The 16,022-nt window shown below is 25.3% G+C and carries 13 protein-coding genes and 1 pseudogene; 10 read left to right on the top strand and 4 right to left on the bottom strand.

Annotated elements, in window-relative coordinates; translation table 11 throughout:
- Nucleotides 1-1,441 precede the first annotated feature (1,441 nt).
- The 3 genes from BB_RS08025 to BB_RS07915 all read left to right on the top strand — a co-directional run bounded on the left by BB_RS08025 (nucleotide 1,442) and on the right by BB_RS07915 (nucleotide 2,186).
- Nucleotides 1,442-1,534, top strand: coding sequence for an OMS28 family porin (locus tag BB_RS08025; RefSeq protein WP_269843541.1), 93 nt, complete (start codon nucleotides 1,442-1,444; stop codon nucleotides 1,532-1,534).
- Between the two features lie 356 nt (nucleotides 1,535-1,890).
- Nucleotides 1,891-2,010 (top strand): OMS28 family porin, encoded by a 120-nt coding sequence (locus BB_RS07920; RefSeq protein WP_012614965.1) that lies wholly within the window; start codon nucleotides 1,891-1,893, stop codon nucleotides 2,008-2,010.
- Nucleotides 2,011-2,081: 71 nt separating this feature from the next.
- A complete protein-coding gene (locus BB_RS07915; protein ID WP_010256521.1) occupies nucleotides 2,082-2,186 on the top strand; it encodes an OMS28 family porin in 105 nt (34 codons plus the stop codon).
- A gap of 616 nt (nucleotides 2,187-2,802) precedes the next feature.
- Here BB_RS07915 and BB_RS04350 read toward each other — a convergent pair.
- Entirely contained in the window at nucleotides 2,803-3,897 is a 1,095-nt protein-coding gene (locus tag BB_RS04350; protein WP_164928168.1) for a hypothetical protein, read from the bottom strand.
- A 1,609-nt stretch (nucleotides 3,898-5,506) separates the two neighbouring features.
- On the opposite strand from BB_RS04350, the gene bdr reads away from it, so the two are divergent.
- The 7 genes and pseudogenes from bdr to cspZ all read left to right on the top strand — a co-directional run bounded on the left by bdr (nucleotide 5,507) and on the right by cspZ (nucleotide 13,763).
- Complete coding sequence (gene bdr / locus BB_RS04345) at nucleotides 5,507-6,175, top strand: Bdr family repetitive protein (RefSeq protein WP_010259844.1); 669 nt, start codon at nucleotides 5,507-5,509, stop codon at nucleotides 6,173-6,175.
- Between the two features lie 984 nt (nucleotides 6,176-7,159).
- A pseudogene (locus BB_RS07785) lies at nucleotides 7,160-7,678 on the top strand (class I SAM-dependent DNA methyltransferase); the annotation flags it as partial.
- A 141-nt stretch (nucleotides 7,679-7,819) separates the two neighbouring features.
- On the top strand, nucleotides 7,820-8,023 hold the full coding sequence (locus BB_RS04340) for a hypothetical protein (RefSeq protein ID WP_012622757.1): 204 nt from the start codon (nucleotides 7,820-7,822) through the stop codon (nucleotides 8,021-8,023).
- A gap of 271 nt (nucleotides 8,024-8,294) precedes the next feature.
- Nucleotides 8,295-12,131, top strand: coding sequence for an Eco57I restriction-modification methylase domain-containing protein (locus BB_RS04335; protein ID WP_010890314.1), 3,837 nt, complete (start codon nucleotides 8,295-8,297; stop codon nucleotides 12,129-12,131).
- Between the two features lie 161 nt (nucleotides 12,132-12,292).
- A complete protein-coding gene (locus BB_RS04330) occupies nucleotides 12,293-12,433 on the top strand; it encodes a hypothetical protein (RefSeq protein WP_012614973.1) in 141 nt (46 codons plus the stop codon).
- A 247-nt stretch (nucleotides 12,434-12,680) separates the two neighbouring features.
- Nucleotides 12,681-12,887 (top strand): DUF226 domain-containing protein, encoded by a 207-nt coding sequence (locus tag BB_RS07780; RefSeq protein ID WP_244264097.1) that lies wholly within the window; start codon nucleotides 12,681-12,683, stop codon nucleotides 12,885-12,887.
- 165 nt (nucleotides 12,888-13,052) lie between these two features.
- On the top strand, nucleotides 13,053-13,763 hold the full coding sequence (gene cspZ, locus BB_RS04320) for a factor H-binding protein CspZ (protein ID WP_010890313.1): 711 nt from the start codon (nucleotides 13,053-13,055) through the stop codon (nucleotides 13,761-13,763).
- A gap of 891 nt (nucleotides 13,764-14,654) precedes the next feature.
- Here cspZ and BB_RS04315 read toward each other — a convergent pair.
- The 3 genes from BB_RS04315 to BB_RS04305 form a co-directional block, all read right to left on the bottom strand.
- On the bottom strand, nucleotides 14,655-14,978 hold the full coding sequence (locus BB_RS04315; RefSeq protein WP_010890305.1) for a plasmid maintenance protein: 324 nt from the start codon (nucleotides 14,976-14,978) through the stop codon (nucleotides 14,655-14,657).
- Entirely contained in the window at nucleotides 14,948-15,097 is a 150-nt protein-coding gene (locus tag BB_RS04310) for a hypothetical protein (RefSeq protein WP_012614969.1), read from the bottom strand. The genes BB_RS04315 and BB_RS04310 overlap by 31 nt, the downstream gene beginning before the upstream one ends.
- A 67-nt stretch (nucleotides 15,098-15,164) precedes the next feature.
- Nucleotides 15,165-15,632: a hypothetical protein gene (locus BB_RS04305; protein ID WP_010890309.1), complete on the bottom strand. Its 468-nt coding sequence runs from the start codon at nucleotides 15,630-15,632 to the stop codon at nucleotides 15,165-15,167.
- Nucleotides 15,633-16,022: the final 390 nt, after the last annotated feature.

The raw sequence follows: 16,022 nt of genomic DNA, 5'->3' as shown, positions 1-16,022 counted from the left end.
TTGAATTTGAAAATCGTCATCAACTTTTCTTCTAAATATCATATCTGTAAAAACATAAGCAGCAGGTGTTTTTAGGTCTTTTTTTTTCTTTGCAATCTGTATACTATAAATCTATAAATAAATGTTTGTTACTCATGTGATCATCAAGATCAATAATGTTGATCAAAAATCTAGTGGTATCTGTTAATCAATGCCAACCAACATTACAGTGAATGAATGAGGCTAATCTTGCTGATTCACTCACCTTGAAAATTAAGATCGCTATTGTCAATATCATGTCTATTTTTTTACAAAATAATTATCAGGAAGACTTCTATTATTTGGAATGCAAAATTTTGGTATTCCAAAAAGCTTTTACCAGGGCTCTTCTTGTAAGTGTTTCTTTCTTAGTAAATTCGGTGGTCAAGAATTCAGGACAAGTGTTTTCTAAACACCAGTTCACTAAATTTTTGAGATAATCATCTATTTTTAGCTAATGGGAGTTTTATTGTTCTTATTTAAAGGACAATGTTTTTTATTAGCATTGTTTCTTTCGATGTAAATAGCAAATAATTCTTTATTCTTAACAATAGGTTCTTAAAGCTTGTCAACATAATTTCCTGTTTTTTCCATATTCCCAGCACCAAATCAAAATTTGATATTATTGGCTTGAAGTTTTTTATGATATTCTCAAAATTCTAGTCATTTATCACCCAAGTGCCTTCTTCTTTGTTTTTAGTATTTTCCACGTAAGTACCAAAATAAAGTTTTAACACCTTTACATTTGATTTTTTTGTCAAGGGGAGAATAAGTATATTGGTCAAAAAAGTATCCTCTATAAGGAAGCTAAAAGCACGATTTTTGAGCTCGACTTTATTTTCTCTAGATATTATTGCTTGGTCTTGCACTAGTAATGCCTACCAAATGAAGTTCATCACCTTTATTTTTGCTAAACCAAGATTTGGTTATTTTCAAGCTTGAAAACTTTGACAGTTTGAACGCATTCTTATTATTCTTCTTATTGTTATTAAAAAACTTTGTTTAAAACACAAGCAAATGTGATATTTTTGGTGTGCATAAGGCTTCATTTATAACATGGATTGATGATCTAGTATTTTCTTTTAGATTAAATATGACAGGTAAAGCATTAAATAGTTAGCTTGTGTAAAACTATTGTCTTTTAGGTGGGGCGAGAGTTTTTCTCTATTAAAAATTGTCTCTGTTAATTTAGAGATCGTTCATTGGTTTTTGATATGCAGAAATTTTAATAAGCTTGAATGATTTGTTTGATATAAAAATATGTTTTTATAATAATAAATTCAACTATTATAAAATAGAACTGTTTTTTTCCATTTAATATAAATTTAAGTTTGATAATCTTTGTTAAAAATAAATCAGTTCAAACAAGGAGAATTAACAATGTCTAAAATGTTTAATAATTAGTGGATTGTTGTTTGGATTTGTGAATTTAAATGTGTTTGCAGATTTTAATAATGTGAATATTATTCAATTTCAATCTAATATTTTAGGACAATCAGATAAAAAAGATGGTTAAATGTAGATTAAAAATATCGGGTTAATCCATATTTAGATACTATTAAAAAGTTAACAGAGAGTGTTCTTAGTAAATTAGGGAGAGTGTTAAAGAATCACTTCTTTAGTTAATTAAATTTACTGACAAGAATATAGTTAAAAAGTTTGTAGGTTCAATGTTTTTGATGTCATTTATTATCAAGAGAGCTGTTGTTGTATAACAAGAAGCAGCGATTGTAGCAAAGTTTTCGGAGGGAAGAAGATTTTGATGTTGCCAAGGATTAAATAGGGTTGTTAAAATTTCTAAAAAGGCCGCTCAAGCTTAAAAGGCTGTTTATGTTGTAGAATAAGGCAATATCTTTAATAGAGAGATAAATAATGTCAAATAAATCTCCAAATAATAAGGAATTAGAATTGACAAAAAAAGAATTTGTTAAAGTAGAAGAAGTTGAAAAAGCTTTAATAGCTTCTGAAGATGCCCTAGATGAAGCGGTTTAAGGGGGCCAAAGAAGGGTCAATATTATTATTAATGATTTTTAAGTCTAAGTCTATCAAATAAGGATCAAGCAGTGGCAAAAAAAGATGTTATAAAATCCATTTCTAATGTTGTTAAAGTGACCCAAGGCACAAGATTTCTTGCAAAAGTAATTACCAGTTCTTTATATATGAGATAGTTGAATGCAGACTTATAAATAATTAAAGATTAAAACAAAAAAGTTTAAAGCAATTATATTAGTTTTCGCCTTTTAATTGTGTTTATTTTGCTTAGATTAATATTAATCCCTCTCCAGGCTGTGTTTATAGATAGTATTTATATTCTGAAAAAGTTGATAAATTTATCTTAAGCAAGCTCTTGCCTCTCTTCTTAAAATCAATAAGCTTTAAAACCCCATTATCCAAAATTTTATATTCTTTATTCAAAAATTGATACTTGGTTGAGTTTGCAAGGATTTATTATTCAGAATATAGTGTTAAGAGTAAAGATGAAAAACTTAGATTTATTTGATAAGAAATGTGCATAAAGTCCGTTGGGTAAGGCGGTTTGATATTTTGTGTTAAAGCTTGTTTCTGACTTTTTGGTTTTGATAGTTTCTACACAATATTATTTACGCGATACTTTTAAATTTACTTAGAAGATATTTTTTATAAAAAAGAAATCAAAAGGGTCATACATAAAAGTTGGGAAAGTAAAAAATATATAGAGAAATCTCAGATTGGAATATTATGCATAATATTAGGTTATTACTAATATTTATGCATAATACTTAAAATTGAAATATTCAAATTTACTTATAGGCTAATACCAATTCGTACAAATCTTTTTTTAATTTCTTCTAATAGCTTTTTAGCTTCTTTTTCATTTGAACAACTATATCTAAAATAGTTGGCTGCATTTTCCAAATCATTTGCTGAATGTTCTGCCTTATACTTTGCATCCTTAGCAAAATTGTCAGCTTGATTTTTATCCCATCTATTAGCAGGTCCACCAATTTGACCTTGCTTTCTACTCTCATTGTCATACCTTTTTTCAATTGCCTGAATTAATTTTTCTATAGATTCTTTTAAAAGAGAGTTTGCATTATTCCAGCTAACATCTGCAATTTGAAAATTACTTTGGATTTCACKCAACTTATAATTCAAATCTCTAATTTCTTTCTCTATAGATGAAAAGGATTTAAATATAACTGCATTTTTTTGTCTATTTTCCCCAAATTTAGTATCTTTTATAAATGAATTCCTTTGACTATGGAATTTTTGTTGTATGCCTTCAAACAAATTATAAAGTTTGTAATATTCTTCCTTAAACTTAATAATTTCTTTACCCATATTGGAATTACTAATGAGACTTTGTATAGTTTTAGCCGTCTTAAAAGCTTCTTTTTCGTGTTGTGTTTTTAGAAAGCTTTCTAAATTTTCCAACTTACTGGGCAAAATCTTTTTACTAATAAGCCACTCTTGGTTTTCAATTGATAAAAACTTCACACTATCTTCAGTAGTAGTATTGTTTAAAGAATTTCCCAAATTTTGAGCTGGTTTTGGGTTTATTATAGTAACATTAATGTTGTTCATTAAATCTACTTTTGCTTGAGTAGCTATGGCTTTCTCATTTGAGATTATAGGTGGTTCACTGACCCGCTGTGAACGATTAATTAAATCCAAGTTGTTTAGACTTCCTAAACTAGTAATGCCCGTATCAGTAGTAGACATATTATTTTTAGATACAAAATTATCTTCACCCAATTCTATTCTATCTTGATTTTTAGTCTTATCTTTGTCCGTTCTTAATAGCTTGGAAATTTCTGTACTTTTATCTTTAATAGTTCCCCAGTCGCAACCAACTATTAAAATTAAAACCACTGAAATATAAAAAATTTTATTGCCCACCCGCTTCTCCTTCATTTTCAGATATTTAGTGCCATTATATATAAATATAATGGAAATTTCAAATCTACTTTCAATACGTGTAGTTTTATTTGCAAGTTTACTTATCTTTGGTAATTAATAAAAAAGACTTTTTAAAATTTAAAAGAGCCACTTTACGCTGTTTGTAATAATAAAAAATGGCTTGCATTTTATTAGATTTATAATTACCACTTATGTTTGCTTTTGTGGAAGAGTGGTTATGGTCAATTTTACTTGATTTTTTGCAAGTGTTATAATGGTGGCATATCAAGTCTTAGGCAGCCCCCATGCAGAAAGAAACCCTATAACTAGAAGACATTAGATGAAACAAATCACATTAAATTATATGGCTATTGGTTTATAAAAAATAACGGGTGCTTTTCAATTTGTAATAAATAATGGAGAATTGAATGGTTTAAATAAATAGTAGATAGGCTTTCTCAGGGTATTAGCAATAAAATAAAAAATAGAGATACTTTTAATTGTGATGTCTAATTACAATTTGTCATTAGTTGTGGGGGACATTTAAGATAGTGTTAAATGTAAAAACTAAATTGGAAGACTTGGAAAATAAGTGACATTTCTTAGGAGTTAAATCAGAAATTTAAGGACTTTAAGGCAAGCAGCTTAGAAGGTTAGGCGAAGCATTTGATGCTTCGCTGGCCTTTTTTGTTTACAAGCCTAGTAACTGATATAATCAGAGAATTTATAAATCAATACGTAGATTTTAAAGTTATATGAAAAAAATAATAGTAATACTTTTGGAAAATAATCTGTTTGTGATTCAATAATTCAGGAAGATGAGAGTTATTTAAAAAGTGTTTTAGTGGGATCTATTTAACCCTATTCTTTTGTTTTTTTGCGATATTAATCTTGTTAATGATTTGATAAGTAAAGCCAAAAATAAAATTATGTAGCTAAAAATTTTGAAGATGATTATCAAAAAGATAAGAAATAGCAAGTAGATATCTTTTTAAGACTTGCAGAAAATGTAGGGATAAATCAAAAAAAGTTACAACAAAAAAAGTCAAAGAAGGCATTAATGAGTCAGATGTTAAAGTAGATAGACTTTTTTAAAAAAAAGAAAGCAAAGCTTCAGTGTATGTCTCAAGTTAATGGCAATGAAGGGAATAAAGTAGTTTTTGTTTATGATTCTGGAGCCAATAATATTATGTGCAAGGTTATTTTGATTGTTTAAAAAGTTTACCAAGCATTGATATTGAGAGTTTCAAAAGAATAAATTTTATTAGATATAAAGCGCTTAGATCTTTAAGTGCTTATTTGTTTTGAATTTTTAATCATCAAGATAAATTGAAATTATGAGCTTTAGCTTTTTATCTAATAATTTCAATTTATTATTATATAAATTACTAAAATATCAACGAATAAAATAAATTTTTTTAGAAAAATTGGATTTAAGGTGGGTAGCGGTCCTAATAAAGTGGAATAAGTTTTTCTCATAAAGAGGGATTAAATATGAAAATATATTTAGTTTGTGTGCATTATATCTGCTTTATGAGATTTTGAAGGAAATGTTCCGATATTTGGCTTTGATTTATGTTAAAATATATATATAGTAGGTGAGTGAATTATGAAAGCAGTTTTGGCAACGACAAATATTACCGAAGATCAAATATATAGAGAGTTTCTGCGACTAGGAATGGAACAGTTAATAGCTCAAGATTTGTCAAAAAGATATTATCACAATGAGCTTACATATAGAGATTTGGAAAATTTAGAAAAACAATTCGGTATAAGGTTCGAGAACCTTATTTCTGAGATTTCTTTTTTAGAAAAGAATTTACAAAAAGACATATTTAATTTAGATGCTAAGATAGATTCTGTAGAAAAGAATTTACAAAAAGACATATTTAATTTAGATGCTAAGATAGATTCTGTAGAAAAGAATTTACAAAAAGACATATTTAATTTAGATGCTAAGATAGATTCTGTAGAAAAGAATTTACAAAAAGACATATTTAATTTAGATGCTAAGATAGATTCTGTAGAAAAGAATTTACAAAAAGACATATTTAATTTAGATGCTAAGATAGATTCTGTAGAAAAGAATTTACAAAAAGACATATTTAATTTGGCACAAGCTCTTAAAAAAGAAGTTCAAATTAATAGTCAATTTTTATTGGAAAAACTCAAGGTGAGCAACAGAATAATAATTATTATTACAGTAATAATAGTTCCCATTGCTATATCTAGCATAACAAATATTGTTATGCTACTAATTGCTAAATTTTTTAAATAGAAATTACAAAGAATTTTTTATTCATATTCACTTAAGAAAAAAATAGATATAATCAGCTAATATTTTTGTAGGTTTTTAGATATTTTGGGCTGTATTCGTATTGACACGGCTATTTTCATTTTTTTTCAAGTAGTGAAACAAGATGTTTCCAAGTTAAATTATTTCTTTATGCTTGGCCAACACTTCCATGTTCAACATTATCTTTGTTAAATTTTCTTAGTCTAGTTTGAATCAATCTAATCTTGTTAAGTATTTTTATGTTGTGCTATACTTTAGTACTATTGTTAATTTAGGGTAGAGGCAATTCTTTCTCCTAGGGTTTATCATCGCAGATAAAGATGCCCCTTTGGGGGCTTTTTCCATATCTAAATATCTAAATAATTTAATTTTCAAAAATCATTCGATTATTATTTGTCCTCAAACTATATTTTAAAAATATCATTCGATATTTAATGATTTTGAAATTCTATTTTCTTTTTTATATTCTTTATATAAGATTTATATTTTGAAGAAAGTTCTAAAAAATATATTTTATTATCTTTATAAAGACTTTCTAGTATAAAGCGTTTTCTTTGACTCTTTATTTATAAAATTTATATAAATTTACATTTTTAATTAGATTCTAATAAGAATTTCAAAATTATCGTTAAACTTTTTAAGTTTATTGCCCATATCATTTTAATCATGTATTGTGGTTTGCTTTCTAGTTTATTTAAATACATTGGTAAGCTCGATTTTTTAAATTCTATTAATAGTAGTAATACCATCAAAAACTTTCTGATGAACTACTTATTTTATAGTCTTTGCTTTTTAAGCAGTAGTTCATATAGTATATTTTGAAAAATTTAAGGATAGCTTTTATAAAAAATTAATTAGCAAATAAAGTTATAGGTGATTGAGAAAACCCGAACTTAAGAGTATAGATTGCTTGGGCAAGTTTTATAAAAAACTATCTCAAAAAAATAAGTTAGATTATTAAAATATTTTATTTTTGGAACACCATTAAGCTTTGTTGAACATCATATAAAAGTAGGAAATCCTTTACTAGGATATGCCAAAGATTAATTTTTTGATATTAAAAAAAAGAAATTTGAAGGTGGATTTTCTTTATTTAAAAAGAGAATTAAAGAAATTACAATTATTTTAGAATATAGCTATCAAAAAATTAGAGGTATTAACGATACTGCTAAAGAAGATATAGAAAGATCTAAAAATATATATAAAGAATATGAGAAAAGTGAAGATACAGATAATTTAGGAATAATATTTTCTTTAATTAAACTTTATTCATTATCTTTTGACAAATCTTTAAATATAAAATTTAGTGATATTACAGCTTTAATTAGTTTAATTGAAAATATTTTAGGCAATAAAACTTCTAGTAAAGATAAAGAAAAAATAGATATAATTAGAAAATTAAGCGGCTACTATAAATTTTTTTACTATGGAATTGAGTTTCCAGATATTCAGGAAGAATTTGATGTTGTAATTAGAAATCCTTCCTGAGAAAAAACCAAGTTTATTAAGTCTATTTCCATTTTTTGTTAAATATTTAGGACAATTTGTTTTTCCCCCTTCACTGCTTAATAAAAAATTGTAAATCAAAGACTTTGATTTATTTTTTAATTTTGAGAGAGGATAATTATGAATAAAAACTGGGTTATTATTTGTGTTGTTTTTGACCTGATAAGTTCTTTTAAAAATTTTTTGCATCTTTGTTGCTTGCATGATTCTGAGCAAGATGTTTTTAAAGAAGAAATTAACAAAAGACTCTATAATTGTAATTTTGAAAATGAAAAGGATAAAAACATTTTTTTGTTTATGCTTCACAAATTGGGGAATGTTTAAGAAAAATTCGGTTTTAAAAAAGTGTTTTTTAAATGCTCTTTAATTAAGGATGCCTTATAAAAAATAAATTAATAACTTTAATTAATTGAGAAAAAGTGAGAAATAATTTTTAACAAGCTTATTCTAAAGATAGAGTATTGATAGTCAAATAAATATTAAAACAAGTTTTGGCCGACTTACTCTAAGATTAGTTTTTTTAATTTTAAAAAAACTAATCTTAGAGTACATTTCGAGTATCAAGAAGGGCTAAAAAGGATTTATAAATAACATAATGGTTGTAAATATGAACAATGAAAGCCGATTCATTATAAAAACAAATGATCCAAATGTATCTCTTTATAAAGAACTGTCAAAAGGCTTTATAAAAAAAGAAAATATTGTTAAATCAAAAAACTTTTTTATTTTTTTAAAAAATAAAATTCAAGCTATAGATGACAATTCAACAGAAGCAAATATAGAGTCTTTGCTAAAGTCTATATTTGAAGAATTAGCTTATTCAGTAGAACAACAAAAAGGTGGGCAAATAGAAGGAGTAAAATCCAGAGTAGATATACTACTTTTTGAAAATGATAAAGATAAAGTAGCTTTTAATAAAAAATTAGAAGAAGCTAAAAAAAATAATGAATCTATTCCAACTGAAGATATCTTGCTTATAGCAGAAGTTAAGCGTCCATCATTTAGTTTTGATGCTAAAGATAAGGTAAAAGAAGCAGAAGATCAGCTATACAGATATCTAAATCAATATCAAAAACATTATGGGATACTTTCAAATGGAAAGGTATGGAGATTATATGATAAATCGAAAGTACTTTATGGAGAAAAAAGATATATTGAATTTGATTTTTCTAAAATTAAAGAAAAAGAAGAATATAAAGAGCAAGAATGGTTTATTTTATTTAGCTATCTTATAAGAAAAGAAAGATACCTAAAGACAAGCAATATAATATCAGTTGAAAAAGAACAAATATCCAAAGAAAAAGAGATAATTCAAAAAACTCTTAGAGAGATACTTTATGAGAGACCTGATGATTCTATAGTATTTAAAATTGCAAAAAATATATATGACAAAGAATTTAAAGTATCAGACAAAGAAATTACTCGTCATATTTTGGCTAGCATACTTGAAGAGTCAATTATTTTTATTTTAAGAATATTTTTTATTGCATATATTGAAGATAACGACATATTTAAGAAAATATTAGAAGAAAATAAATTATACAGATCTTCTGTATCTTTTAGATATTTTTTTTATGATGAAAATACAAAAAAGAAATTAGGGTATAAAAAAATAATAACAATTTTCAATTTGCTTGATAAAGGAAGTGATGCAATAAAGTTTCCCATATTTAATGGAGGATTATTTGCACAAGATAAGGTTAAATATTTAAATAATGAAAGTTTACTCAGTATTAGTGAGATTGAAGAAATATTAGTCAAAATACTTTTCTTTGAAGAAAAAAATATTAAAGATAAAAAATTTGTAAAATATTCAAGGCTAGATCCTAAAAGCTTTGGAGAATTATACGAAACTCTACTTGAATATGACCTAAGAATTGCAGATACTACTGTTCATCGTATTGTTGAAGACGGGATTTATCTCATTCGTACTGAAGAAGAGCTTGAAAACAATAAAGTAAACAAAATTGCTACATATCTTAAAGGGAATATTTATCTTACATCTAGATCACTTGATAGAAAGAAAAGTGGGGCATATTATACTCCAGATGATTTAACTGATTTTATGGTTATATCATCAATTGAAGAGCAGCTTAAAACCAAGTCCCCTTTAGATATAAAAATCATTGATAATTCTTGTGGATCAGGGCATTTTTTAATTTCTTGTCTAGATTACTTAACAGAAAAGGTATGGTACGAGCTAGATAAATTTGAAGATGTAAAAAAAGAGCTTGATAAAGAATATGGGATTATTCTTAAAGAAAGTGAGGAGTATGATATTCAAGATAGTATAAGTAAAGAATTGGTGCTTAAAAGGATGCTGCTAAAGAGGTGTATTTATGGTGTTGATATTAATCCTATTTCGGTTGAAATTACTATGCTAAGTTTGTGGATTAATACCTTTATTTTTGGAACGCCACTAAGCTTTATTGAGCATCATATAAAAACAGGAAATGCTCTCTTGGGATATACTAAAGATGAATTTTTTGATATTGCAAAAAAGAAATTTGAAAGTGGATTTTCTTTATTTAAAAAAAGAATTAAGGAAATTACAACTATTTTAGAAGATGGTTATCAAAAAATTAAAGGTATTAACGATACCACTAAGGAAGATATAGAAAGATCTAAAAAGATATACAAAGAATATGAAGAAAGTAAATATATAGATAATTTAAGAATAATATTTTCTTTAATTAAACTTTATTCATTATCTTTTGACAAATCTTTAAATATAGAATTTAGTGATATTGCAGTTGTAATTAGTTTAATTGAGAATATTTTAGGCAATAAAATTTCTAGTGAAGATAATGAAAAAATGGAGAAAATTAGAAAATTAAGTAGCCACTATAAATTTTTCCATTATGGAATTGAGTTTCCAGATATTCAAGAAGGATTTGATATTGTAATTGGAAATCCTCCATGGGAAAAAACTAAGTTTAATGAAGCAGAGTTTTTCTCAAAACATATTCCCAGTTATAGAAAGCTAAGCATAAAAGAACAAAATAAAATAAAGCAAGAAATACTTGGCAGAGATAATCATCCTTTGAATATTGAATACAATGAAGAAAAAAATAGTATGGGTACTATCAACAATCTTTATAAAAGCGATTTTAAAAATTTTGCTAGTGGTGGTGATCCAAATCTTTTTAGATATTTTGTAGCATTTAATTTGAAATTAATAAAAGAAAACGGAAATTTAACCTATTTAGTTCCTTCAGCTCTTTGGAGTGAATCTAGTGCTAGGATACTAAGAAAATATATATTTACTAACTATAAGCTTAACTATATTTATCAATTTCAAAATCAAAAAAGATTTAAAGATGTGGCAACACTTTTTAAATTTGCAATATTTCAAATAAGCAATACTAAAACTCCTACATCGAATTTTAAAGCAAAATTTATGATTCAGAGTAATGATAATATTTTAAAAGAAATAACCAGTAACTTAGAAAATAATAAAGATGATCCTTATAAAGGAATTAAATTAGATATAGAGCAAATTAAAAAACTGTCTCCTATTCAAGAATCAATTATTGAATTTAAAGATAGTAAAGAGCTTATCTTAATTAACAAAATGTTTAGCAAATTTAGTACTCTTAGTGAAGAATATATTAATTTTGGAGTAGGGCTAAATTTAACAAAGTATAAAACACTATGTAAAGAATATAATAATGAAAATTTTATATTTCTTTATTCTGGAGCTAATATTCATCAGTTTAATTCAAGATTTTTTGAAGACAAAGATGCAAAAGAAAGCTCTAAATTACTATGGATAGATAAAGATGACTTTCAAAAAGTATCAACTAAAGACAATCAGTATCAAATAGAAAAAATATTATATAGAAGGATTGCAAGAAATACAGATATAAGAACCATGATTAGTACTTTATCTCCTAGAAATTGTTATTGTGTTTCTACAATATATATAAATTATGAGAAAACACCAATATCTATTTATAAAAAATTATTTATTATATCTATTTTTAATTCATTTGTTTTTGACTATTTAATAAGAAGATTTGCTTTAAGCACTGATATTGTAAAATCATGCTTATATCAATGCCCTATGCCTCAACCCGAAGAAGAAGAAATTTTAGCTAATCCGATATACTTAACTTTAGTAAAAAACACTTCCTTGTTAATAGCTAAAAATGATCCTTTAAATTTCTCTAATTTGCTTTACTTAGAGCATTTTAAATTTAGCAAAGAAAAAGTTAATAAAATTCTAAAATTAGACACTAAAGATGAATTTTTCAAAGAAAAAGAAAATGAAAATAACTTTATTGTAGCTAGTCTTTATTCGCTAACCAAAGAAGATTTTGAGGTTTTGCTTAATGATTTTGAGGTGCTAAAAAATAAAAAGGGAGAAGAATACATTTTGTTTTTAATAAAAGGATATGAGAATTATTTGAAAACAAATAAGCTTAATTAAGCATTTTAAATAGATTTATAAATTTTCTTAGCAAGAAAACATTATTATTAAATGATGAAAAGGTTATTCTTGGTGAAGTGATTTTTTTAAATACAGAGCCTAAAAAACTTTTAGAAATTTAAGGAAATAATGTTTATAGATTTAAAAATTCAATATGTGTCATGGTTGGTGTTTTTATAAAAGCTAAAACATTAGAAATAAAAAGCTTTACAAGTCTCCATAAAAGGTCCTCAGGATGTCATATTGGTAGCATTTTACTTACATATATAGCAAAAGAAGATGATTTAGCAATTAATATGTAATTTATAAAAAGAGTTTTTATAAATTATATGTTAATTGCAAAATGTACTTTTACTTAAAAAGGTATCTTTCTTATAATGTGTTTTAATAATATCTTTTTATTTTTTATATTAAAAAATAAAAGAATTATAACAAAGATTATTCCAATAATGATATGTTTTTTCAATTTTTTGAAATAGCTTTTTAAGTTTTCTAAATCATCTTTAATATCAATAACTTCTATAAAGTATTAATGATGAATTTTTGGGAATGTTTTATGGATTTAAAAGATTAACAAGACCACTTTTTTTAAATACGAAGATATTATTACAAAAAACTATCAAAACTGTACCCATGTATAAAATTCATTACATAGAATTTAGATTTAAGAAAGGAAGTGTTTTTTGTTATATAAAAGCAATTCATGTTTTAATAAAAAAAGAAAAATTTAAAAAAAATATGCTCAAAGTCTATTAGAGAGAATAATTAATCTAGAACATAAAGTATTAAAGATAAAGCAATTTTTTTAAAAAATATATAAAAATCGAAACAAAAAATTAAAGATATAGTAAAATTGTATTTGTAGCAATATACTTGTGCTAGAGGCTATGAATCTCTAAAGATTTTAGCAGGGGAGAAAATATGAAAAAAAGTTTTTTATCAATATACATGTTAATTTCAATAAGTTTATTATCATGTGATGTTAGTAGATTAAATCAGAGAAATATTAATGAGCTTAAAATTTTTGTTGAAAAGGCCAAGTATTATTCTATAAAATTAGACGCTATTTATAACGAATGTACAGGAGCATATAATGATATTATGACTTATTCGGAAGGTACATTTTCTGATCAAAGTAAGGTTAATCAAGCTATATCTATATTTAAAAAAGACAATAAAATTGTTAATAAGTTTAAGGAGCTTGAAAAGATTATAGAAGAATACAAACCTATGTTTTTAAGTAAATTAATTGATGATTTTGCTATAGAATTAGACCAAGCTGTAGATAATGATGTGTCTAATGCCAGACATGTTGCTGATTCTTATAAAAAACTTAGAAAATCTGTTGTATTAGCCTACATTGAGAGTTTTGATGTTATATCTTCTAAGTTTGTTGATAGTAAGTTTGTTGAAGCTTCTAAAAAATTTGTCAATAAAGCTAAAGAGTTTGTAGAGGAAAATGATCTTATAGCTCTTGAGTGTATTGTGAAAACTATTGGAGATATGGTTAATGATAGGGAAATAAATTCAAGAAGCAGGTATAATAATTTTTATAAAAAAGAAGCAGATTTTTTAGGTGCTGCTGTAGAACTTGAGGGGGCTTATAAAGCTATTAAGCAAACTTTATTATAGATCACAAGGTATAAATTTAAGGCTTAAGCCAATTTATCAAAAGAGAGGCATGTTTCTTGGTTTAAAAGCATACTTTGCATACTTCTCTTTTGAGTACTACTATTTGAAAAGCTATAAACTTTAACCTAATAGAAAAGCCAAATCTTTTTAAAAATTTCTAAAAAATAATTCTACATACTCTCCTTATTACATTAAAAAATATTATTGCTTATATAAGGCACATAGTATAAAGACATTAATCAAAATTACCTTTTACTAAGGTTTCAATCTCTCTAAACATGGATAAGAACTACTTGATCAAGTTATAACAATCAAAACCCACTTTCTTTAAATAAAAAATCTTTTAATAATAAAACCAAAATTCCAGCCTTACTAAAGACCCTTACTCTCTCGTGGATTTAATCTTCTTTATATATAAGGGTTAGGCGTATCTAAAGATTTAATCATTTTGAATGATAGGGAAGAAGAATTCATAAAGAATAGGCAAAAGTGGTTTAGTTTACTGGAGCATATACATTTAATTATAAATAAGAAACAATATTTTCCATAAGAACTGGAGTATATAAATCATAAGAATAACTATTTTATAAAGAATAAGTAAAAGTAGTTTAGTTTACTGGAGTATTTATCTATGTTAAAAGTAAACGCACGGCGTATAAAGCCCCTACTATAGTATCCAATATTTTTTGAATTTAGGTCAATGTTGTTTAGTGTGTAAATAAGAATTATTAAGTGTGAAGATAGCCTATTTTTGCTATTCATACTTAATATTTCTTTTAAAAATTTTTCCAAATAGTGCCCCAGTAATTTTTATTATTTATCAAATAAAAATATATGTCTTTACATTTATATTTCTAAATTGCTTAATTTGCAAAGAAATATTTTTTACGATTAAATAGTAGTAGGATAGTTTAGTTCTAACCGTAGTTTTAGTTTATCTGTTATTGTTTGATAGTAGTCTTGTATTGTTGAACGAAACACTTTAAGGGGGTAATTAATTTTATAATAAATCATATATTTGGACTGGTTTTTAAAAGATAGTTTTACTATGGTTTTTGTTTTTTCTAATATATCAAGATATTTATTCATTGTTGGTAGATCGCAAGAATTTTTATTATCTTTTTTAAGAATTTCGTTGTAAAATTTTAATAGTTTTTTTTGAGAATAATTATTCAATTCTAGATTTAATAATGTATTGTCACATAAAGCAGGCATACCCCAGTAAACTCAATTTCTAATTGATGGAGTTGTTTTTCTATTTCTGATTGGTTATTTATTATTTCTAATTGTGTTTTTTCTATTTCTGAGCACTTGTTTTTTTGATTTTTTTTCATAATATTATAGTATATAAAAAAAATAGTATTAAAATTGTCAAGAATATTGGTAATTTATAAAGATTTTTTATAAGTTGCTAATAATTCTTAACAAATTGTCTCCATTTATTATGTAGTTGGTATAGTAATAACTACTACTACTATCAGCATTATTGTTAATGCTAGGCATGATTAAATGTATGTATTCTTTAAAATCGTCGACATGAATATGCGAGTCTTTGTTGTTTTCTTTTTGGGTTTGATTTTCTCTAACATCTTTAGCCCTAAAACTTCCTCCATATTGAATTGCATCTTTAAATCGAGAAATATTCCCATTTAGAATTTCTAAAAGCTTTTTAGTTTCTGTGCCACTTTCTTTAGTCATCCCATTAATATTTCCGTCAACTTGTTTTTCTATTTTTAAGATAGTTTGAATATAAGGTGGGTAGTTAATAGTAGAATTAATATTATCATTTTGGTTAGTAATAATGGTTGAACGTGTATCTTTTAACGCTTGAATTTCGTTTGAAAATTGAATATTTGTTTGACGACTCATTTATTTGATATTCGCTTATTTTTTCTTTATTTGACATGTTTAGTGGATTATTTTGATCAGAATTACTTAAATTACATGAAAAGACTAATAAAATAATGAATATCAATAATTTGTTCATGGATATTATAGCTCCTATTAAACTTGCAAAAACCGCTTATAATATTATAGATCAGGTTTATTGATAATCAATAAACCTGATCAACGATTATTCTAATCGTTTTAAAAAAAACAAGAGAATAAAATTGCAAAAATTAAAGTTTTATCATTTCGGGTTAAAGTTTTATCATTTTGAAAAATTCTAGTTAAAGTTTTATTATTTCGGGTTAAAGTTTAGTATTTTCAAGTTAAAGTTAGCAATTTAAAGGGTAAAGTTTTGAGTCAAAATACTCG

Source organism: Borreliella burgdorferi B31, from assembly GCF_000008685.2.
Classification (GTDB): Bacteria; Spirochaetota; Spirochaetia; order Borreliales; family Borreliaceae; genus Borreliella; species Borreliella burgdorferi.
This window is presented reverse-complemented; position numbering and strand designations above follow the sequence as displayed.